17 protein-coding genes are annotated in these 22,373 nt (G+C 30.2%); 7 read left to right on the forward strand and 10 right to left on the reverse strand.

What is annotated here, in order from left to right:
• Positions 1-10: 10 nt before the first annotated feature.
• The gene (locus AC2GW8_RS01505; RefSeq protein WP_440881029.1) at positions 11-898 is read right to left on the reverse strand and encodes a LysR substrate-binding domain-containing protein; all 888 of its coding nucleotides are present in this window, start codon (positions 896-898) and stop codon (positions 11-13) included.
• A gap of 78 nt (positions 899-976) precedes the next feature.
• Between AC2GW8_RS01505 and hutH the strand changes: the two genes are divergently transcribed.
• The 3 genes from hutH to AC2GW8_RS01520 all read left to right on the forward strand — a co-directional run bounded on the left by hutH (position 977) and on the right by AC2GW8_RS01520 (position 5,263).
• Positions 977-2,473: a histidine ammonia-lyase gene (hutH, locus tag AC2GW8_RS01510; RefSeq protein WP_440881030.1), complete on the forward strand. Its 1,497-nt coding sequence runs from the start codon at positions 977-979 to the stop codon at positions 2,471-2,473.
• 1 nt (position 2,474) lies between these two features.
• Positions 2,475-4,472 carry a urocanate hydratase gene (hutU, locus tag AC2GW8_RS01515; RefSeq protein WP_440881031.1) on the forward strand — a complete coding sequence of 666 codons (1,998 nt, stop codon included), beginning with the start codon at positions 2,475-2,477 and terminating at the stop codon, positions 4,470-4,472.
• 479 nt (positions 4,473-4,951) lie between these two features.
• A complete protein-coding gene (locus tag AC2GW8_RS01520) occupies positions 4,952-5,263 on the forward strand; it encodes a DUF6787 family protein (protein WP_440881032.1) in 312 nt (103 codons plus the stop codon).
• A 95-nt stretch (positions 5,264-5,358) separates the two neighbouring features.
• On the opposite strand, the gene AC2GW8_RS01525 is transcribed toward AC2GW8_RS01520, so the two are convergent.
• From AC2GW8_RS01525 to AC2GW8_RS01560, 8 genes are all read right to left on the reverse strand, one after another.
• Positions 5,359-6,216, reverse strand: coding sequence for a mechanosensitive ion channel family protein (locus tag AC2GW8_RS01525; protein ID WP_440881033.1), 858 nt, complete (start codon positions 6,214-6,216; stop codon positions 5,359-5,361).
• A complete protein-coding gene (locus AC2GW8_RS01530) occupies positions 6,216-6,902 on the reverse strand; it encodes an aspartate/glutamate racemase family protein (protein WP_440881034.1) in 687 nt (228 codons plus the stop codon). Before AC2GW8_RS01530 ends, AC2GW8_RS01525 begins: the two co-directional genes overlap by 1 nt.
• A 49-nt stretch (positions 6,903-6,951) precedes the next feature.
• Positions 6,952-9,666: a DNA gyrase/topoisomerase IV subunit A gene (locus AC2GW8_RS01535; RefSeq protein ID WP_440881035.1), complete on the reverse strand. Its 2,715-nt coding sequence runs from the start codon at positions 9,664-9,666 to the stop codon at positions 6,952-6,954.
• A 115-nt stretch (positions 9,667-9,781) separates the two neighbouring features.
• On the reverse strand, positions 9,782-12,043 hold the full coding sequence (locus AC2GW8_RS01540) for a phage tail-like protein (protein WP_440881036.1): 2,262 nt from the start codon (positions 12,041-12,043) through the stop codon (positions 9,782-9,784).
• A 254-nt stretch (positions 12,044-12,297) separates the two neighbouring features.
• Entirely contained in the window at positions 12,298-14,148 is a 1,851-nt protein-coding gene (locus AC2GW8_RS01545) for a DNA topoisomerase IV subunit B (protein WP_440881037.1), read from the reverse strand.
• Between the two features lie 239 nt (positions 14,149-14,387).
• Positions 14,388-15,053, reverse strand: coding sequence for a response regulator (locus AC2GW8_RS01550; protein WP_440881038.1), 666 nt, complete (start codon positions 15,051-15,053; stop codon positions 14,388-14,390).
• Between the two features lie 2 nt (positions 15,054-15,055).
• Positions 15,056-16,774, reverse strand: coding sequence for a tetratricopeptide repeat-containing sensor histidine kinase (locus AC2GW8_RS01555; protein ID WP_440881039.1), 1,719 nt, complete (start codon positions 16,772-16,774; stop codon positions 15,056-15,058).
• 192 nt (positions 16,775-16,966) lie between these two features.
• Positions 16,967-17,158: a hypothetical protein gene (locus AC2GW8_RS01560; protein WP_440881040.1), complete on the reverse strand. Its 192-nt coding sequence runs from the start codon at positions 17,156-17,158 to the stop codon at positions 16,967-16,969.
• A 343-nt stretch (positions 17,159-17,501) separates the two neighbouring features.
• On the opposite strand from AC2GW8_RS01560, the gene AC2GW8_RS01565 reads away from it, so the two are divergent.
• From AC2GW8_RS01565 to AC2GW8_RS01580, 4 genes are all read left to right on the forward strand, one after another.
• Entirely contained in the window at positions 17,502-17,909 is a 408-nt protein-coding gene (locus AC2GW8_RS01565) for a hypothetical protein (protein WP_440881041.1), read from the forward strand.
• A 70-nt stretch (positions 17,910-17,979) separates the two neighbouring features.
• Positions 17,980-18,138: a hypothetical protein gene (locus tag AC2GW8_RS01570; protein WP_440881042.1), complete on the forward strand. Its 159-nt coding sequence runs from the start codon at positions 17,980-17,982 to the stop codon at positions 18,136-18,138.
• A gap of 98 nt (positions 18,139-18,236) precedes the next feature.
• Complete coding sequence (locus tag AC2GW8_RS01575) at positions 18,237-19,562, forward strand: DUF885 domain-containing protein (RefSeq protein ID WP_440881043.1); 1,326 nt, start codon at positions 18,237-18,239, stop codon at positions 19,560-19,562.
• Between the two features lie 68 nt (positions 19,563-19,630).
• The gene (locus tag AC2GW8_RS01580) at positions 19,631-20,521 is read left to right on the forward strand and encodes a TIGR01777 family oxidoreductase (protein WP_440881044.1); all 891 of its coding nucleotides are present in this window, start codon (positions 19,631-19,633) and stop codon (positions 20,519-20,521) included.
• Between the two features lie 81 nt (positions 20,522-20,602).
• Here AC2GW8_RS01580 and AC2GW8_RS01585 read toward each other — a convergent pair whose 3' ends face one another.
• Positions 20,603-21,703 carry a porin gene (locus AC2GW8_RS01585; protein ID WP_440881045.1) on the reverse strand — a complete coding sequence of 367 codons (1,101 nt, stop codon included), beginning with the start codon at positions 21,701-21,703 and terminating at the stop codon, positions 20,603-20,605.
• Between the last annotated feature and the right edge of the window lie 670 nt (positions 21,704-22,373).

A 22,373-nucleotide genomic window follows, 5' to 3' on the forward strand; every position in this document is an offset into this window, starting at 1 on the left:
AGGATATAAATTAAAATGTATGTAACAAATTTATCGCATTCTGGATTACTGGATTTCGATTCTCTTTACTCCAAACAGCCGATAACGTGGTTCTTTGGGGAATACGGTTTAACTCAATAAACTGAATTCCCGTATAATTCGTTTTTGTTAAAGATTTTGGCACAATAGAAATTCCAAATCCGTTCTCTACAAGTTTGTAAATAGATTCAGCATGAATGGTATTATGAGAAATAATAGGGGTAAATTTAAATTGAGCAAATATCTCCATTACCTTTTCGTAATAAGAAACACTGTATTTTGAATCGAATAAAATAAATGGTTCATTTTGAAATTCAGTTAATGATTTAAAGTTATAAGCGTTTTTTTTGTGTCCTTTGGGTAAAACCAAACAAAAAGATTCTTTTAAAACCGTTTTTCGCTCAATACTTTTAGGTACTTTTTCCACACGCACAAAACCAATATCAATATCATTAGACAACAAACTTTTGATTTGATTATGATTATCCATTTCTTTTAAACTGAATGAAATATTAGGGTACTGTTGATTTAATCTTACTAATAAACTGGGAATAATATCTTGCATAGCAGATCCTACATAACCAAATTTTAAATTACCATCTTTACCAGTACTAATTAATTTTGCGTGATTTAAAATATTATCAAGACTCTTTAAATTTTTAGTCAATTCCTGTTTTAAATACTCTCCTGCTTTGGTCAAAGCAACACGCCTATTATGTCTCTCAAACAGTTGAACGCCTAAATGACTTTCTAATTGTTTTACCTGTTTACTCAAACCTGGTTGAGAAATAAATAATTTTTCTGCGGCCTTCCTGTAATGTAAATCCTCAGCAACAGCTATAAAATATTTAAGATGTCTATACTCTAATTGATAACCCATAGTTATTAATATGGAATAAAATTGATATTGTTGTTTATCAAAAATAACAATAAATTTGTAAAAATTAAGAGGAAAAATATGTTTAAATACGGGATAGATACCCTAACGGTAGATAAAGTAATAGCAATTGCAAATGGAGAATTAAAGGGAATTTTTTCAAATGAAGCAATAGCCAATATAACTTCTTGTAGGAAGAAGGTAGAAAAAATGGCAGAATCAGATAAAGCGGTTTACGGCATTAATACTGGTTTTGGCCCTCTTTGTGATACTCAAATCTCACCAGAAGAAACCAGTTTACTTCAAAAAAACTTATTAATTACACATGCTGTCGGCGTTGGAAACCCAATAGATAAATTTTTGTCTAAGATAATGATGATAACTAAGGTTCATGCATTATCTCAAGGATTTTCAGGGGTCCGTTTGGTTGTCATTGATAGAATTAATTATTTTATCGAAAACAACCTGTTACCCGTGGTTCCTGAACAAGGCTCTGTTGGAGCATCAGGAGATTTAGCACCTTTATCCCATTTATTTTTACCTCTTTTTGGTGAAGGTGAATTTTGGGTAGGAAATCAAATAAAAACAGCTAAAGAAGTTTTAAAAATTCATAACTTAACTCCAATTGAATTGAGTGCAAAAGAAGGACTAGGACTTATTAATGGAACCCAATTTATTTTATCCCATGCCGTTGTTGGATTAAAAAAAATGGAATACCTTCTGGATCTTGCTGATCTAGCAGGAGCGATGAGTTTAGAGGGATTTCAAGGAAGCTCTTCTCCATTTAAAGAAGCTTTGCATAAAATAAGACCTTTTGCAGGGAATTTAAAAGTAGCAGAAAGAATACGAATGCTTTTGAATGGCTCGGAAAATTTAAATTCGCACAGTGGTGGTAATTGTCAAAGAGTTCAAGATCCTTATTCAATTCGTTGTATGCCACAAGTTCATGGAGCCTCAAGAAATGCATATTCGCACTTAAAAGAATTGGCTGAAATTGAAATGAATTCTGTAACTGATAATCCAATTGTATTAAGTGAAACAGAGGCTATCTCTGGAGGAAACTTCCATGGTCAGCCTTTGGCAATGGCTTTAGACTATGCCTCAATCGCTGCTTCGGAGCTAGGCAATATATCAGATAGAAGATGTTACTTACTTTTAGAAGGACAATATGGATTACCACGATTACTTACTACAGCGGGAGGTTTAAATTCTGGTTTTATGATACCACAGTACACTACAGCTTCTTTGGTTACAGAAAATAAATCATTATGCTTCCCTCCTTCTGCAGATAGTGTTCCGACTTCTATGGGACAAGAAGATCATGTTTCTATGGGAAGTATTTCAGGTAGAAAGTTCAATCAAATACTAGGAAATTTAGAAAAAATATTTGCTATTGAGTTTATGTATGCAGCTCAGGCTATGGAATTTAGAAGACCAAATACTTTTTCGGAAATTATAGAAGAAAATTTCTCCTTAATAAGAAGCAAGGTAGACAAATTAGAGGAGGATAGAGTTTTAAAGGACGACATCTATGCCTTAATTGAATTGATAAAAAAACAAGCATTTAAAGTAGCTTAATATGACGTTTAAAGAGTTAATACTACAAGGAATTCCTTCGGAATTACCAAAAAAAAGAGAATATCCACAAAAAATCAATAGAGCTCCAAAAAGAAAAGATAGTTTATCTAAAGAAGAAAAGCAATTGGCAATAAGAAACGCCTTACGTTATTTTCCTTCAAAATGGCATGATGAGTTAGCTAAAGAATTTGCTCAAGAACTCAACGATTTTGGAAGGATTTATATGTATCGCTTTAAACCTAATTATGCCATTTATGCTAGAGCTATTAAGGAATACCCGGCAAAGTCATTACAGGCTGCTTCTATAATGCTAATGATACAGAATAACTTAGACCCAGCAGTAGCTCAACACCCTGAAGAGTTGATTACTTACGGAGGAAATGGGGCTGTTTTTCAAAACTGGGCGCAATACCTGTTAACAATGCAATATTTGGCAACCATGACAGATGAACAAACGTTGCATATGTACTCTGGTCATCCAATGGGACTTTTCCCTTCTTCTAAAGAATCACCCAGGGTTATTGTTACTAACGGAATGGTGATTCCTAACTATTCTAAACCTGATCATTGGGAAAAATTCAATGCTTTGGGAGTGACGCAATATGGTCAAATGACAGCAGGATCATATATGTATATAGGCCCACAAGGAATTGTTCATGGTACTACAATTACTGTAATGAATGCTTTTCGAAAGATATTACAAAAAGGAGATACACCTAAAGGAAAAATCTTTTTAACAGCTGGTTTAGGTGGAATGAGTGGAGCGCAACCAAAAGCTGGAAATATAGCTGGATGTATTACTATAGCTGCAGAAGTGAATCCAAAAGCAGCTACCAAACGACATGAACAAGGTTGGGTAGATCTTTTAATCGATAGTATTGATGATTTAGTAAGTCGTGTTCGTGTTGCGCAAGCGAAAGAAGAAGTTGTTTCTATTGCATTTATTGGAAATGTAGTAGAAATTTGGGAACGTTTTTATGAAGAAAATATCTTTATTCATGTTGGTTCGGATCAAACTTCATTACACATTCCTTGGACTGGAGGGTACTATCCTGCTGATATTTCTTATGAAGAATCAAATAGGCTTTTACGTGAAGAACCAGATGTTTTTAAAAAAGAAGTACAAAAAACTTTACGTCGTCATGCTGAAGCTGTTAATAAGCACACCGAGAAAGGGACTTATTTCTTCGATTATGGAAATGCCTTCTTATTAGAAAGCTCCAGAGCAGGTGCAGATGTAATGGCGGAGAATAATATTGATTTTAAATACCCATCGTATGTACAAGATATATTAGGTCCTATGTGTTTTGATTATGGTTTCGGACCATTCCGCTGGGTGTGTGCTTCAGGAAAACCAGAAGATTTAGATATTACTGATGCGATTGCCGCTAAAGTTTTACAAGAAATTATGGAAAACTCACCTGAAGAAATTCAATTACAGATGCAAGATAATATTACCTGGATCAAAGATGCCAAAAAAAATAAAATGGTAGTAGGGTCACAAGCCCGTATTTTATATGCAGATGCAGAAGGACGTGCTAAAATAGCTGAAGCATTTAATAAGGCCATTGCTGAAGGTAAAATAGGTGCTGTTGTTTTAGGTAGAGATCATCATGATGTAAGTGGAACAGACTCTCCATATAGAGAAACTTCCAATATTTACGATGGCAGTAAATTTACAGCAGATATGGCTATTCACAATGTGATTGGAGATAGCTTTAGAGGGGCTACTTGGGTATCTATACACAATGGTGGAGGTGTTGGATGGGGTGAAGTAATGAACGGAGGCTTTGGAATGCTTTTAGATGGAACTCCAGAAGCTGATGCTCGCTTAAAAAAGATGCTGTTTTATGACGTAAATAACGGAATAGCAAGGAGAAGCTGGGCTAGAAACAAAGAAGCACTTTTTGCCATAAAACGTGAAATGAAACGTACACCTTCTTTAAAAGTAACAATTCCAAACTTAGTAGAGGATTCTCTATTGGAAAATTTATTTTAATTTCAAAAACTAAAAAAGGAGGTTTTATTTCTTAGATTCTCCTTTTTTAGTTGTAAAATTCTTACGTCACTATTTAAAAAATCTATATTTAAAATATTAAATATTCACATCTTAACATAAAACAGGCTCTGTTAAACAGAGAATTATGATTAGGTACTTTGTAAATTAAGCTTGTGTATTATTTTAGTATAGATACCATGGAGATTAATTTTATTATTTTTTTAAAAAACACTCAAATCTTAAAGTCATACCAATAAATCTTTAGAATTAATTATAAGAAAAAAAGATCGTTTTTTTCTTATTTATATACAACGAAGCTAAAGCTTACTGCAACCATATTTTTTCCAATAATAAATCAGAAAGGAAAAAATATTTTATTACGACAATTTAAAGTTATAAATCGTTTTAGATCATTTTCTATTATTGCATTAATTATCTTTGAATTTGCCTTCTTTTCAAGTTTTATCTATTTTTGCAGAATGGATAGATTAAAACAACGATGGGGCATTAATAGTAATTTAGAATTAATTGCTATTTTCACTGTATTCGCGATTAATGGTTCTTTTGCTGCTTGGGTTGCAAAACCAATCACAGAATTCATTGGTTTATCTCCTCAAACAGTATCACCATGGCTTTTTTGGCCATTACGAATCCTACTAATATTTCCTATTTATCAAACTACATTACCTTTAGTCGGTTGGTTGTTTGGTCAGTTTAAATTCTTTTGGGCGTTTGAAAAAAAATTTTTAAGTAGACTCGGTTTAGGTTTTTTGTTTAGAACAAAAGAATAAAGAACACAATATGTACCTTTTTTACTAACTTAATTAAGTTGGTAATTTCCTTTTGAAAGAAATAAAGAAATTATATGTTTCTCTAACCGTTTAAGCTAAATTGCTAAACGTTTTATGATAGGAATAGGTAAGTCTACTCCCTCAACAATAAACCTTTTATGTACTGCCTCTTTTAAAGCACATTTAATTTTAAACTCAGAAAAAGGTTCACAAATCCATACATAAGCTCTTATATGAATATGATCAGGATATACATCTATAACACGAACATCTATTTGATTTATATCTTTTATTATTTCTTCAGGAGTTCTATTATCAATTACTTTAGGAAGTTTTAATGCTTCTTCTTGAATAATTTGGCGCGCCAAATTAATATCAGCTTTGATACCTATTTTAAAATTATTAAAACTCAGTATTTGTGAATCCTCAATAGTATGATTCAATACAGAATCTGTGCTGATTACCGAATTGGGAATAATTAACCTTTTATTCTCAAAATTATTAATAACCGTGTGCCTTAAAGTAATATCTTCAACAATACCTACTCTAGCCTCATCTAATTTAATATAATCCCCTACTCTAAAAGGTCTGAAAATGACAATAAAAGCTCCTGCTATTAAATTAGACAAAGCGGCTTGTGCTGCAAAACCAATTATAGCGGCTAATATACCGGCTCCTGAAAAAATAAAGGCTGCTTTATTTCTAAATGTAGGTACTGTAATTATAATATAAATAATACATAAAAGGCCTATAAAAAACTTTATTGAATTTCGAAAGAATTGAATGCTTGTTCTACCATATCGATCCATCTTGCTATGATTAATAAGAATAACCATTAGTGAACGAATAATTCTTGAAATTATCCATGAAAAGAAGATAACAATCAGTACATAACCTAGAATTCCAGAAAATGAGTCTAAATCAAATCGGTATTGAAATAGTAATTCTTTCATCATATCGATAATTGAAATGCTTTAGATGCATGAATACTTGTTGTATCAAAAATAGGAATACATACATCTTCTTGCTTTATTAATAAAGGGATTTCAGTACACCCTAAAATAACTCCCTCAGCACCTTGATCTGCTAAATTAGAAATAATACTTTTGTAGCTATTTTTAGAGCTTTTATTCAAAATACCCTGAGAAAGCTCTTTATATATAACGTTATGCACAAGTCTTCTGGCATCTTCATTTGGAATCACTACATCAATATTATATGAATTAAGAATATCTATATAAAACCTCTTTTCCATTGTGTATTTAGTGCCTAATAAAATGACTTTTGATATTTTTTTTTCTTTTATTTTCTCTGCAGTTACTTCAGCTATATGTAATACAGGAATAGACACTTTCTTTCTAACTGCCTCAATTGTAAGGTGCATTGTATTTGCACAAATTAAGATAGAGTTAGCTCCAGCTTTTTCTAAACTCATCGCTGCCTCTGCCATGAGGTCATTTAAAATATCCCAACGATCTTTTTGTGCTAATTTTGAAATCTCACCAAAATCAACTGAATTAATAATAACTTTTGCCGAATGATTACTTCCATAGTGCTTTTGAGCTAATGTATTAAGAATTTCATAATACATAATTGTTGATTGCGGAGAAACACCTCCTATTAATCCAATTGCTTTCATATTCTTTTTTACATTACGATAAATGTATTTTATTTATTTAAAAATTCAATCAAAATAAAGCTGTTTGACTATCTTCATCATCCGACGTATTCTTTTTCTTTTTTTGTAGGGCTCTATTTAAAGCTTTCTTAGCCTTATCTTCTTTAGTCTCCTCAAACTCTTTAGATTCTTTTTTTTCGATTTCTATAGGTAAAACCCCTTCTTGAACTACCTCTTCTTCTTCAACATTAATATTTTCAATATGCTCTTCAGGTTCTTCAAACGGTAAAGACTCTAATAAATTAACAGTTTTTATCTTTTCATTGGTTAATTGATTTCCTAAAGCTTTAATTCCTTTAATTGCAATAAACTCTTCAAAATTAACCTCTAATTTTTCTAAACTTCGTTTAGAAAATATGATTTCTGCTATAGGACGATAATCTGTAGTAATTATTTCTAATTTTGATTTAACATGGTCAGAAATAAACGTATCCTCTTTGTCAATAGCTTCAATTAAAAATCGTTTAACATAATATCTCTCTTTATTTCCATCAAAATAAATAGCTGAAATAGGTTTTTTAGGAGTCCATTTCTCTAGAACAATCATATCACTATCAAAATGCATTGTCAAATCAGGTATAGCAACTTTTATCTTTCCACTTTGCATAGCTATCAATATTCTATCTTCAGCTCGGAATTCACCTAAAAGTTCGCCTCTTCCATCAACATTTAATCGTTGAACAGTATCATCAAACCATATTTTTCTTGGTCGTAAAGTAGAAACACCAGCAGACTTAAATTCTATTTTTTTGATGGCGTATTTAGTAACCTGATTTCCTCTAGCACTTCTACTTTTAATTGCTAAATCTGCGAAATCAATATCCCACTTAAGCTTTTTTATACTTCCTACGGCTCTCAATAAAATAGTAATAACCTCTGCTTCTCCATTAGGATTAGCAGAAAAATATAATACTTTGGAACCTTTATTACCATTTGTTAAATCATATTCTTTATCCCTAGTTATGCTGGTTACATTAAAACGTTTCATATAGCTTGGTCCCTTGGCACCATCCTTATAAATCATATTATAAACTGTCCGCTTATCCTTTTTCTTGAATATAGCAATATGGTTAATTCCTTTACCTACAAATGTTTTTGAAGCTACTTTAGTAACAATCATAGTACCATTATCTTTAAAAACAATGACATCATCTATATCCGCACAATCCGATATATACTCATTCTTTTTTAAAGAAGTTCCTATAAACCCTTCTTCTCTATTAACATATAACTTGGCATTTCTCATAACAACTTTTGTTGCAACGATATCATCAAAAATCCGGATTTCAGTTTTACGATCTTTTCCTTTACCGTATTTTTCTTTTAGATTTTTAAAATAATTAATAGCAAAAGCTATTAAATTATTTAAATAATTTTTAAGTTCTGCTATTTGATCTTCCAAACTCTCAATAAACTGTTTGGCTTTATCTATGTCAAACTTTGATATTTTTTTTATTCGAATTTCTGTTAAACGAATAATATCTTCTTCGGTTACTGCTCTTTTTAAGTGTTTTGTGTGTGGTTTTAATCCATTATCAATAGCTTCGATAACACCTTCCCATGTTTCAACTTCTTCTATGTCTCTATATATCCTGTTTTCTATAAAAATTCTCTCAAGTGAAGAAAAATGCCATTGTTCTTCAAGCTCATTTAAACGAATTTCTAATTCTTTTTTTAACAAAGCTACCGTAAAATCGGTTGACTTTTTTAACATTTCAGAAACACCTATAAATACAGGCTTATTATCCTCTATAATACAACATAAAGGTGATATAGAATTCTCACAATTTGTAAACGCGTATAATGCATCAATCGTTTTATCAGGAGATACATTAGGTGGCAAATGCACTAGTATTTCAACCGATGCAGCTGTGTTATCTTCAATACGCTTTATTTTTATTTTACCCTTATCATTTGCCTTGAGAACACTATCTATTAGCGATGTAGTAGTAGTCCCAAAAGGAATTTCAGTAATAACAAGTGTTTTTTTATCTAGTTGGGATATTTTTGCTCTTACACGAACTTTTCCTCCTCTTTTACCATCATTATAATTTGTAAAATCAGCTATGCCTCCCGTTAAAAAATCTGGAACAATTGTAAAACTCTTTCCTTTTAAATATTTTACAGAAGCTTCAATGAGTTCATTAAAGTTGTGAGGAAGAATTTTAGTAGATAATCCTACAGCAATTCCTTCGGCTCCTTGGGCTAGCAATAATGGAAATTTAACAGGAAGGTTTACAGGCTCTTTTTTTCTGCCATCATAAGAAAGTTGCCATTCTGTAGTTTTCGGATTAAAAACTACATCTAAAGCAAATTTAGATAAACGAGCTTCAATATAACGGGAGGCAGCGGCCCTGTCTCCTGTTAGTATATTACCCCAGTTCCCTTGCATATCTATTAAAAGTTCTTTTTGCCCCATTTGAACCATAGCATCTGCAATAGAGGCGTCTCCATGAGGATGATACTGCATAGTATGACCAACAATATTAGCTACTTTATTATAACGACCATCATCTAGATCTTTCATAGAGTGCATAATACGTCTTTGAACAGGCTTAAGACCGTCTTCGATTGAAGGTACTGCCCGTTCTAAAATCACATAAGATGCATAATCAAGAAACCATTCTTTATACATTCCTGTAACTTTCGTAATAGTTTCTGTATTTTCAGGTGATGAACTTAGAGCTTCTTCTTCACGCTCGTAATTGTTGTTGTCTTCACTCATATAACGTTTCGACTTAGGGTATATTTATGATGCGGTTTGGATGGTGAAAATTAGAAAAAATACCTGTAATCACAAGGAATATAAGTGGTTTTTTTTCTTCAACTTACTATTTTCTTTAGAAGATCCGATACCATCTTTGACTTCCAAGAATAAAACCTACACTAGTCCCTGGAGGTACTAAATAATTACTAGTTAAATTGGTGTTGGCCATCCCTATAACAACATTCCAACCTGAATTTCGATTAATAATCACAACATCTCCATTTGAATGACCAGCAGCTCTTGCGTTTGCTGGAGTAGGTAAAATAAAATCCGCCAAAGTCGTATTTCCTTGACTATTTCCTGCCCAATTAGCATCAGCTAAGGTAAATTCGAGTAAATTCGATGGTAAAGTAAAAGGGAGTGAACCCGCAGTACAGCCACAATCATTTGGTGTATAACTTCGCCCGACTAATTTTGTTTTTACATCCCCAGCATTATCTACTACCAAAACATGGTGAGCCTCATTTCCTAACGTTGGTGATTGATTTGCTCGCTGTTCTCTCAATCGGATAGGAGGAGTTCCTGAGCTGTTAATTTCAAGCTTTCTGTTAGGATTAGCTGTACCGATACCAAAATTTCCTGCAGCACTCATAGTCATTTGTTCAATATTAGCTATTCTAAACCCTATTTTACGACCTGTTTCTGCATTTAATAAAGTAGTACCATCATCATGATGGATTAAGGCATATCCAGAATTAGTTGCTCTATTTCTATTTGCTATACCAAGCCAAGTGCTACCACGACCAACTTCACCTAATTCAAGACCATTTATAAGTGTATTGTTACCAGCTCCTTGAATTTCATTTCCATTCATCATGAGTGTTGTCGTTGCAATATGATTTCCTAAATTATCTGCGGAAGAAGGTACTTCATTTACAATATAATCTTTAATGTTTTCTAAAGATCGTCTTCTAAGCATTCCATCATTTTCTGTAACAGCAATATAGGTGGAACTTGTAACCGAAGGTAAGTTAGATATACGAACATTTCCTCCAGTAAAATAATGACTTCCTATTGAGCTATTATATAATAAGCCAGAATAGCCATCACCTCCATTTCTTCCTGAAAAATAACCTACCTCTTGCCCCCCTACATTAAACAACACATCTTTTCCATTGGACCCAGCAAAACCATTAGAAATTATTAGATTAGATCCCCAAAAGGCATTATTATTTGCTAATTCTAAAATTCCACCTCGTTTATTATCATCTCCGTACATTTTTACAACAGGCGTTCCTGCTGCCAAATTACCCGAACGAAAAGAGTGTCCCCCTTCCTCTGCCCGATAATTCAAATTTGTACTGTGCCATCCAATATACCCTAAACGATTTCCATCGGATTTATGAATTCCAAGATAACCTGCGTTTGAAGCATTTCCTTCATTTATTAATGCTAGTCCTTCTCCAGAAGTACCTGCTGTAATGGTACTCCCATCAATAATATCATTATTTTGCATATTTAAAAAGGTCGTAGCCGAATGGTTTCCTAGGTTATCTGCAGAAGAAGGTACCGCTCCAACAATCCAATCCCTTATGCTTGCCCAAGTCTGTTTTTTTAGAATCCCATCATTTTCCGTTACCGTTGCATAAGTAGCACTGTTTACTACAGGTAGATTTCCAATAGTAGTAGTACCAGCATTCCATAAATTTCCAGCAGTTGTTAGAGAAAGCCTATTACCATTATACCAAAGTCGAAAATTTGTGTTTTCTCTACCAAGAAACCAATCAGTTGCTCCTGCTTCAATCCATGTTCCCGCATTAATTCCCCCCATCTTCATTCTATCTGAAACTTCTAATTTAAATTCAGGAGTTGATGTTCCAATACCAAAATTACCCGAAGATAACATGGTGGCGCTCTCAGAATTTCCTAATCGAAAACTAATTCGTTGACCAGATTCTGCATTAAGATATGTAGTACCTGCATCATTTTGAATTAATGCATAGCCAGAAATAGTTGCTCTATTTCTATTCGCTATACCAAGCCAATTACCTCCATGGCCAACTTCACCTACTTCAAGACCATTAATGAGTGTGTTATTACCGGCTCCTTGAATTTCATATCCATCCATCCAAAGTCTTGTTGTTGCATTATGATTACCTAAATTATCATTAGAAGTAATTCTCCAGGAACTTCCATCAAAATAATAAATTGCACTTTCTGTAGAGTTATATACAATACTACCTGTATTAGGGCTAATAATACCATTCATTTCAGTCGTAGTCAATGAAGGTAATGACATTAACGCATATTTATCTATTTGAGCATGTATCGAGGAAAAACACACAAAAAAAATTACTAAGAAAAGCGTTTTCGAAATCCTACTTTTATTTTTCATTCTTACATTTTATATTGATTAAAGCACTTTAATTAAAGTATATGCACTAAAATACAAGTAAAATGTTAAAAAAAAAACATCTTTGGATTTAATTGGTTAAAAAGTGTTAAAAAAATAAACTATTGTTTGTAAAATTAGTTTTCACTAATTTAAATTTTCAATTTATTACTTTTAACATGGTATTGTTCAGTTTTCTTAAATACAATACTTATTTATGGTAAATTTAGAAAAACAGCTATAATACTATTTTTAAGCTATTCCAATAGGTCTAGTTCTACTTTTAAATTATTGATAATAAATTTTTGTCTATCAGGTGTATTTTTACCCATATAAAACTCAAGCATTTGTTCAATAGACATTTCTTTATCAAGCATTACAGGATCTAAACGAATATCATCGCCTATAAAATGTACAAATTCATTTGGAGAAATTTCTCCTAGCCCCTTAAATCGTGTAATTTCAGGTTTGCCTCTTAGTTTGTTTATTGCTATTTGTTTTTCTTCTTCTGAATAACAATAAATCGTTTCTTTTTTATTTCTTACTCTGAAAAGAGGAGTTTCCAAAATATAAAGATGTCCTTCTTTAATTATTTCTGGGAAAAATTGTAAAAAAAACGTTATTAATAAAAGCCTAATATGCATTCCATCTACATCAGCATCTGTTGCTATAACAATATTGTTGTAACGTAAGCTTTCCATACCATCCTCTATATTTAAAGCAGCCTGTAAGAGATTAAACTCTTCATTTTCGTAAACAATTTTTTTTGATAAACCATATGAATTTAATGGTTTTCCTTTTAAACTAAATACGGCTTGAGTATTAACATTTCTTGATTTAGTAATAGACCCACTAGCAGAGTCTCCTTCTGTTATAAACAACGTTGTATCTAAATAACCTTGTTTTTTAGTATCTCCAAAATGAATTCTACAATCTCTAAGTTTTTTATTGTGCAAACTCGCTTTTTTGGCTCTATCTCTAGCTAATTTTCTTATGCCTGAAAGTTCTTTTCTTTCTTTTTCTGCTTGGAGTATTTTTCTTTGAAGCTTTTCTGCAACCTCAGAATGTTTGTGTAAATAATTATCAAGTTTATTTTTTATGAAATCATTGATATAGGTGCGGACCGTAGGAAGATCTCCTCCCATTTCTGTTGATCCCAATTTAGTTTTTGTTTGACTTTCAAAAACAGGTTCCATAACTTTTATTGAGATGGCTCCTACAATTGACTTTCTCACATCTAATGCATCAAAATTTTTATTATAAAACTCTCTAACAGTTTTTACTACAGCCTCTCTAAAGGCAGCTAAATGGGTCCCCCCCTGAGAAGTATTTTGTCCATTTACAAAAGAATAGTATTCTTCAGAATATTGAGTTTTACTATGAGACATAGCTATTTCTATATCTTCTCCCCTCAAATGAATTATTGGATACAACATGTCTTCTGTATTGTTATTATCCTCTAATAGGTCTTTTAATCCATTTTGTGAAAAAAATTTTTCGCCATTAAAAATGATCGTTAAACCTGGATTAAGATAAACATAATTCTTTAGTAATTTTATAATGTATTCAGGGCGGTATTTGTAATTTTTAAAGATACTTTCATCAGCAATAAAGGTAACTTTTGTTCCCCTTCTTCTTGAGGTTTCGTCTAATAAAGTCTGATTAGTTAGTGAGCCTTTTTCAAACTCTGCAGAAGCAGATTTACCATCTCTTGTAGACTCTACTCGAAAATAAGTTGAAAGTGCATTTACAGCTTTTGTACCAACACCATTAAGACCAACTGATTTTTTAAACGCTTTCGAATCATATTTTCCTCCTGTATTCATTTTAGAAACTACGTCAACTACTTTTCCTAAAGGAATTCCTCGACCATAGTCTCTAACGATAACTTTATTCCCCTGAACAGACACTTCAATTGTCTTGCCTCCTCCCATTACAAACTCATCTATAGAGTTATCTAAAACTTCTTTAACAAGTATATAAATACCATCATCAGGAGAAGAGCCATCTCCTAACTTTCCAATATACATTCCAGGACGCATTCTAATGTGTTCTTTCCAATCCAATGATCGTATATTATCTTCGGTATATTTTGTCTCTTGAGCCATAAAAAAGTAGAAATTCTTTATTGAAATGCTAAGATATACTTTTTACTTTTATTTTTCAGTAATGATAAATTATAAAGTATTTTATATTTCCATGGTATAAAATTACTATCATAGTTTAACAATGACCTCATTTAACTTATGATAATACTTATTACGATAAAAATAAAATAACAGTAATTTTTATGATCTTAAAAATGCTATGTGAAAGGAATTTTATAGTATATTTAGGTAGTTAGGGTTTAAATTAATCCAAAATCTTTGGTTATAGCAACTAGCTGAGTAGGATTATTTGCATTAAAATTTTCTTTTAATATTTTTAATCTTTTTTCTACGGAACTTACGCTGGAAGGCTTCATTTTTTTATCCTTAAATTCTTTACTAATTTCTCTCTGATCCATTCCATCGGCCAAATATTTTAATAAAGAAACATCATATTCAGTAATTTCGAAAGTTTCTATAGTTCTTAATGAATGAGATAATTTAGGGGTTATAAAAAAATTATTTTGATTTACCGCTTTAATAGCTCTTTTTAAGTCTTTTTGCCCATGAATAGATTTCCATACATAAGCATCTACTGATAACTCTTTACAAAGATGCTGAATCCTGTAAGGTTTGTCCTCTATGGAAAAAACAATAACTTTTAAATCTGGTTGTAGCTCTTTAGCTTTTTTGATAAGATCTTCACCTGAAGCTAGTTTTTGTACATTAAAATTATCTACGAATGATAAATCGCTAATCAATAAATCAAAAGACTCATTACTTAAGAAAGCTTTTTTTAATTTGAGATACGCCTCATCACAATATTGTGCATATTCTATTTCAGGTATTTCTAAATTTTCCAAAGCGATTTTAATTCCACTTGACATATAGTCAGTATCCTCGGCGATCAATACTTTTTGAAACATAATTATTTTTTTATTTGAAACATCACTTGAAATCCTCTGTTAACTTCTGAATCAAATGTAATAGAACCATTTATAGATTTAATACGGGTTTCCATATTTTGCAATCCATTTTTTATTTTTATGGAAGCAGCTCCAACACCATTATCTTTGAAAGTAGCATGAATAGTGTCTTTGTCTTCCCAAAAATTAATTACAACCAAACAAGCTTGACTATATTTTTTCATATTTATTAATAACTCTTGAAAAACCCTATATAAAACTATTTGCGTTTCTTTTGGAAGTTTATTAAGTTCTATTTCATTAATTCCTTTACTTATAATTCTACATTTATTCGTTGAGAATTCGGATAATAACTGCTGAAAAAACATTTCAAACTTTTTTCCTGTTAAAACAGGACTATTTTCGTGAGAAATGTTTCTTGTCGTAAAATAAATCTTTTCTAAATAGTTTAATATAGTTTCATCATTATGATTATTTTGTTGAACTCTGTTCATAACCAAAAATATGTCATTGGCTAACTCATCGTGTATTTTCTTTGCAAGTCGTGTTTCAGTTTTATAAACCTCTATTATTTTTTCCTTTTTAGTTTTATTTTTTTTGTAAAAGAAATAGGCAATAAATCCAAATACGGAAACAAAAACAACAAAAGTTAACTGTTGTTTTTGAAGTTTTGCTTTTGACAAATTATTTTCTGCTATAATTCGTTTATTAATTTCGTCTTTGTAATTATAAATAGTAGTTGCAAATAGGTTTTTTCGCTTTTGAATACTATCTAAAATCTTAGACCGTTCAATACTTAATTCTCTTGCCCTTGAAATTGGTTCAAGAGATAAAATTTTATCAATAGCTAAAATTCTTGAATCTGTCATATTATGTTTAACAGTAAAGTCATGCATTAAATTAGCTTGCTCTTGTGCTTTTTTAATATTACCTTTTTTTTGATAATATTCAGATAAATAAAGATTATTGGCAACTAAACCGTGAATATCATTAATTTTCCTTTTTATTTTTTTTCCTTCGAAAAATGCAGACTCATCAACTTCTTCGTTGTTTAACAATCGGGAATAAGCGTAATTATCTAAATTCCTAGCTTTTGTATAATCTGTTATACTGTCATTATATGAACTTTTTTCAATAAATTTATATATAGTATTTGCCTCTTCATACTTTTTCAAATTAATTAGGTTGTAAGCAATATTACTTTTATATAAAATGATATTAACAGAATCCTTAGCAATTTCTAAAGCCTTATTGTAACAATTAATCGCTTCTTGATAATTACCTTGCATGTTTGCATTAATTCCTAAGGTGTTATAAAGTGAAACTGTTATTTTTTGTTGATCTTTATTATTTCCTAGAAGTCTAAGAGCCTGTAATGCCGTTGAATCGCTTTTAAAGAAAAATTCTTTATTGGATTCTATTTTTGCAAGACAAAACATTCTTTTTACTGTTCTTAAAGTATCATCCAATTCCACTAATAAATCTTTAGACTTGGAATAATATTTATAAGCACTGTCCTGTTGCTTCAACTTATTATAATGATAACCTAATAAATGATAAAACCACTGCAAGCTTTCTTTGTCTTCATTTTCTATTTCTAAAAGTTGTTTTTTTATTTTTTCAATTTCTTTGTAATAGTTATTTTTTTTCTGCTTCTGTCCATAAAAATTAGTACATAAAATAACAGAAAAGGAAAGGAGGACTACTTTTGCGTATTTCATTCCTCTAAAATATTAATTTCTTCAAGCATTAAGGACTATGATCGTGTTAAATTTATTTATTCATTATTTTTAACAACAAATGCAAATTGCTTTAATATCAAATTCTTTGAGTCAAAATTAAAAAAGGGCAGAAATATTCTACCCTTTTTCTAATAATAATTTGTAGGTTATTTAGATATTATAATACCTTAATTACGATCTTTTTTTCGGTCGAGGCTCTGGCTCTGGATCTGGATCGTGTGTATTCCCCCCTGAAACACCACCAGTACTCATTTGCTCAACTTCTAATTGTTGTAGTTGGGTTAGATTTTCGTCTGCAGTATCAGTACAAGACATAAATAAACCGGTTACTAATATTCCTAATAAAAAACTTAATTTTCTCATTTTTCCTTCATTTAAAATTTTGCATAAAATTGTATGATTAGTTTTTCAACTAAATCAAAGTTGTTTAAGAGATGCGCAACTCTTTCAATGGGAAGTAAAAATTAATCCTCATAACAATTAGACTTCCCCATTCTAATTGCGATTCAGATCAATTTTGTTTAATTCTAACTAATAATTTTATTTAATCTAGTTTTCTGGGTCAAAACTATATTTTTCGTAATGTCTTGTGTGGAAATTAAATAGAAAATAAATGGAAAAGATTTTCCATTTATTACGGAATTCCTTTAAGGATATATGAATCAACTTCGTACATTTGACGCAACCAATTAATAGAAACCAACCAATGATAAAGGAATTATTAGAAAAGCTTTATGCGAAACTTGAAGACGAGCCTGACAATAACAGAAAAAGCAAAACTGGATGTTTTATTTTTTTTGAAGAAAAGATTTTAACTCAACAAAAGTTCGATAAATTCAGGAATATATCTGTATCCTCTAAAACTATGAAAAATTATTATGAAAAACATGTTGAGGGAAGAAAAAATAAATCGAAGGAGCCTTCCGCAGAGTTAAAAAATTGTATTTCAGAATACCTAGGCTACAATAACTATCTTCATTTTTGTAATAACTTCAAGGAAAAATCAAAAAACAGCTCTCAAAATAATTTTGTTAGTTTAAAAAAAAAAACAAGCTATTGGTGTTCTACTTTTTTCTGTACTAATAATCTCTTCAATTCTTTTTATTCCAAATAATGTATTGACGTATTACAGGCACATTGAAATAAAAGACAATAAACAATACGTTAATACCACCATTGTACTCATGAACGTTGAAGTCTTTAAGAAAATAGAAACGGAAAATTATCCTATTTATTTTAGAGATCATTTGAAAGTTGACACAATTAGTCTTACTTCTAATACTAAAGACTTGACTCACATACAAAAAGCCAGATTATCTAAAATACGTTATTTAGATGAATAAAAGGTGTTTAGTTCACAAAACTAATTCCTTAACATACTTATGTGGTTATAAAGTTAATTTTTACTTGTCTATATTTGCAGTTCTTCAATAATAATACAATGAAAAAAAATAATATATCCATTATAAGTGCTTTTTTGTTTTTTTCATGTATTAATTACAATAATGATGCTATTACCGAAAAAAAAATCAATATTCTTTTAGAAAAATATAATAAGGGATTTCTTTTATTGAATTCTTTGATAGCTACTTTTGCTAGGGATAATCGATTTAATGATCAATTCACTGATTTTCCATCAGAAAAATATCAAGAAAAACTAAAAGTATTTTATAGTTCGTTTTGTAAAAGACTACTACGTCAATTAAATATTAAATATTTATCAAATAATCAAATAGTTATTGAAAAAATCATTAAATGGGAATGTGACACCCCTTTAGCACAAGCTAATTTCAAAAATGATATTTTAATGCTTATAAACCAAATGTGGGCAGTTAATTTAACAGTAGGTCAACTTGCAAGTGCTAACGGAGTTCAACCTTTTAATATTGTTAAAGACTACGAAAACTGGCTAAAAAGACTTGGAAAATATAATGATTGGTTACACTCTGTTGCAAAACTAATAAAAGAAGGTATTCAGTTTGGTTACAAACTTCTAAAAGAATTAGTTAAAAAAGTAATTCCTCAATTTGAGTCATTAACCAAAATAAACATTAATACAAAAGGGGGACTAGATATTAATAAGCATTTATTTTATTCTCCAATAACCAAATTTCATAATAGTTTTACAAATAACGAAAAGACAGAATTAACTAAAAAATATTCTTTTTTTTTAATTAATAAATTAATTTCATCTTTTGAACGCCTTTATAGTTTTCTATGCACAGATTATTTAAAAGCTGTAAGAAAAACTAGTGGTATCAATAGAATTTCTGAAGGAAAAAAATATTATCAATATTCTATTAAAAAGTATACCACAACAGTTACGAAAGCTGATGAAATTCATGATTTAGAATTAAAAAAAAACTCTAGAATGCTTTCTGAAATAAAAAAGATAAAGTTACATATGGAGATACAAAGTGCTATTAGATTTGCTGTTTATACAGGGTTTCATGCTAAAAGATGGACTAGACAGCAAGCTCTTCAATATTCATTAGATAATGAGGCAGAGCCCGAAGCAAGTGTTATTTCAGATATAGGTGAATATATGGCTGATCCATGTCAAGCTCTTTCGTATAAAATTGGACAACTAAAAATAATTAAATTACGAGCTAAAGCTATGGAAATAATCGAAGATAAATTTAACATTAAAAAGTCTTATAATCAAATACTAGAAACTGCTTGCATACCTTTATTCTTAATAAAAGATAAAATAAATACGTGGGTTTCTATCAAATCAAAAATAAACACATTAAACAAAATTTTCTAAAAAAGGAAATAAGTGATCATTTTAAATGATGCTGTTAATTTTTATTTATTTTCTTAACTTTTTTTATTATGGGTAAAATTTTAATCTCAGGAGGTACGGGGTTAGTTGGAAAACAACTCCGGGAATTACTAGAATCTAACGGTCATGAAGTAAATGTTTTAACTAGAAGCCCTAAAAAACAAAGAGAATTTATATGGAATATTAATAAACGAACTATTGATAAAAATGCTTTTACAGGAGTTACTCATATAATTCATTTAGCTGGTGCTGGAATCGCTGATAAGCGCTGGACAAAAAAAAGAAAGCAACAAATTATCGATAGTCGTGTTAAATCTGCAAATTTACTGTATGAGTACGTTTTAAAACTTAATGTAAAGTTGAAAGGCTTTATTTCAGCTTCTGGAATAGGTTATTATGGGGCTTATAAATCAACTAATGAATTTTCAGAAGAAAGTTTGCCTTACAAAGACTATATAGCTAAAGTTTGTATTCTTTGGGAAAGTGCAGCTAAACAATTTGAAAAGCTAAACATTCCAGTTACCATATTACGTACAGGAATTGTATTAAGTAATAAAGGAGGTGCTTTAGCTAAAATGAATACCCCTGCTTTTATTGTTGCTTTAGGAAGCGGAAAGCAATATTTTCCTTGGATACACATAAATGACCTTTGTCAAATTTATATGAAATGTATTGACAACAAATATTCAGTAATTTTTAATAGTGTTACCAATGATATTCAAACGAATAATTCATTTTCTGCTTCGTTAGCAAAAATGACTGGTAAAATTTTATCTCCCATAAATATACCCTCTTTTATCTTGAAAATTTTACTTGGTGAAATGTCTGTAATATTACTTTACGGTAATAAAATATCCTCAAAAAAAATAGAGTCGTTCTATAAATTTCAATATTCAAACTTAATACATGCGCTTAAATACATAATAAAAGAAAGTAATTAAATTCTGTAATATAACCTTCTATTAAAGTCGATTAATGAATTTTACTTGGTTTCCTTCTTTGTAACACTTATTTTTTTGAAGTTAATCAAGTAACTTTGTAAAATTATAGGTAAATCCTATTAAAAACACACTATTTGTCTTGGCCCCTACTAATAAATTAGAATTATCTAGCCTAAAAGATGTATAAAAAAAAGTATTTCTATCAAGATAATAGTTAAGACCTCCAATTAAATGAAATAATCTATATTTTCCATCATAAAGTTTATTCTTATTGTTATCTATCATATAATTAAATCCTCCTTGTATTTCAAACCTTGTTGAAGGTCGGTAAGATGAAAACAACTCAATACCTAAAGCTGAAAATGAGACTACCTTGTCTTCAGAAAGTCTTGTGAATTCATCATCATTAAATGCTGCTGTTAAACCAATGTTGTATTTTTTATTGACATATTGAGCCCCAGCAATTATATTGGTTATGGCGTCTCCTATATCTCTAAAATATACTCTAAACTCTTTCTGGATTTGAGCGCAATTGTATCCTAATCCAAACTTCAATTTATTTCTTTGATATTGTAATGATAAGCCATAATTAACATAATCTCCAAAAAGTTGTGATTGCATACCTAACTTAAAATCTCCTAAAGAATTTCTGTAAATCAATGATTTATCGGCTCTTCCTGTACCTTTCCATCCTCCATCTGTTCCAACAGCATATACTCCCATCGCACCTCCTCCAAAAACTGTATATCTATCAGTATATGAAGCTATATCAAAATAAACTCCCCATTGTTTTCCATACGTTATAGAACCTAATTTTTTATGGTTAACACCAACATAAGCCAGTCTTGATACAAATGCTTCTATTTCCTCAAATGGATGATTTATAAAATCGGCTGGTGTTGCAGCATCATTATTAAATTCAGTACCATTAATGATATGATAACGATATTCTAAAACACCACAAACTCTTGTATTAGGATTAATCCTTCGATGTATTATGACACCTAACTTAGGTGCATTCTCTTGAAACTCTAATTTATTCTTAAATACAGCTCCATGAACACTAAATTTACCATATAAAGAAATAGAATCAACAATATTATTAACATGATTATTAACTTGCGCAGTCATACTCAATGATACTGTGATTAAAATTATTGTACAGGTAAGATGTTTAATCATTATTTTTTTTATCAAATTATTTTTTCGTTTGCACTTAAACTTTCTTCAAAAATGTTAGCCATTAATTGAATACCTCTAATTTCACAGGAATTAACTTTAAAAAGATTTTTATCTAACACTTTTTAAACATAATAATCTACATTCAATTGAAAATGAATTTTATATTTACTGTGCCGATACATAGTAATTTCTTTCTTGAATTGTATTAATGAATTCAACATTGACTATTATACTTTTTCTTGTAATAACTTTTAATTTGCAATAGTTTATCATAAAATAGAATTATAAAAAATTTTTATATCAGAGTTTGAATTACCTTGTTCTGTAAAAATCATGGTTCTTTTTTTTAAAATCAATTTAGCTACTATGTTTCCCCCCTTTTGAATATATTTTTTGTTCAGACGGGGAATCCTACAATTACTATTTAAACTATAATTTTAGTTCTGTTGTTTGGACTAATCAATTATTTCTTTTTATCTTTTAAAGATGGATTACTATGTTGTTAGTATAATTTCGCTTAGAGGGTTCTTTTTTTATGTTACAACCTATAAGGAAAATAATATAAATGTAAATTAGTTTAAATAATTTCATAATATTAAACATGTATTTGACCTTACTTTTTCAAATAAGATTATATTTTAATTTCAGGGAAATTTTGACTGATTATAAA

Source organism: Tenacibaculum profundi, assembly GCF_057162725.1.

Coding starts and splice junctions, on each gene's coding strand:
- AC2GW8_RS01505 (WP_440881029.1), bottom strand. CDS start 898: ATGGGTTATCAATTAGAGTATAGACATCTTAAATATTTTATAGCTGTT.
- hutH (WP_440881030.1), top strand. CDS start 977: ATGTTTAAATACGGGATAGATACCCTAACGGTAGATAAAGTAATAGCA.
- hutU (WP_440881031.1), top strand. CDS start 2,475: ATGACGTTTAAAGAGTTAATACTACAAGGAATTCCTTCGGAATTACCA.
- AC2GW8_RS01520 (WP_440881032.1), top strand. CDS start 4,952: ATGGATAGATTAAAACAACGATGGGGCATTAATAGTAATTTAGAATTA.
- AC2GW8_RS01525 (WP_440881033.1), bottom strand. CDS start 6,216: ATGAAAGAATTACTATTTCAATACCGATTTGATTTAGACTCATTTTCT.
- AC2GW8_RS01530 (WP_440881034.1), bottom strand. CDS start 6,902: ATGAAAGCAATTGGATTAATAGGAGGTGTTTCTCCGCAATCAACAATT.
- AC2GW8_RS01535 (WP_440881035.1), bottom strand. CDS start 9,666: ATGAGTGAAGACAACAACAATTACGAGCGTGAAGAAGAAGCTCTAAGT.
- AC2GW8_RS01540 (WP_440881036.1), bottom strand. CDS start 12,043: ATGAAAAATAAAAGTAGGATTTCGAAAACGCTTTTCTTAGTAATTTTT.
- AC2GW8_RS01545 (WP_440881037.1), bottom strand. CDS start 14,148: ATGGCTCAAGAGACAAAATATACCGAAGATAATATACGATCATTGGAT.
- AC2GW8_RS01550 (WP_440881038.1), bottom strand. CDS start 15,053: ATGTTTCAAAAAGTATTGATCGCCGAGGATACTGACTATATGTCAAGT.
- AC2GW8_RS01555 (WP_440881039.1), bottom strand. CDS start 16,774: ATGAAATACGCAAAAGTAGTCCTCCTTTCCTTTTCTGTTATTTTATGT.
- AC2GW8_RS01560 (WP_440881040.1), bottom strand. CDS start 17,158: ATGAGAAAATTAAGTTTTTTATTAGGAATATTAGTAACCGGTTTATTT.
- AC2GW8_RS01565 (WP_440881041.1), top strand. CDS start 17,502: ATGATAAAGGAATTATTAGAAAAGCTTTATGCGAAACTTGAAGACGAG.
- AC2GW8_RS01570 (WP_440881042.1), top strand. CDS start 17,980: ATGAACGTTGAAGTCTTTAAGAAAATAGAAACGGAAAATTATCCTATT.
- AC2GW8_RS01575 (WP_440881043.1), top strand. CDS start 18,237: ATGAAAAAAAATAATATATCCATTATAAGTGCTTTTTTGTTTTTTTCA.
- AC2GW8_RS01580 (WP_440881044.1), top strand. CDS start 19,631: ATGGGTAAAATTTTAATCTCAGGAGGTACGGGGTTAGTTGGAAAACAA.
- AC2GW8_RS01585 (WP_440881045.1), bottom strand. CDS start 21,703: ATGATTAAACATCTTACCTGTACAATAATTTTAATCACAGTATCATTG.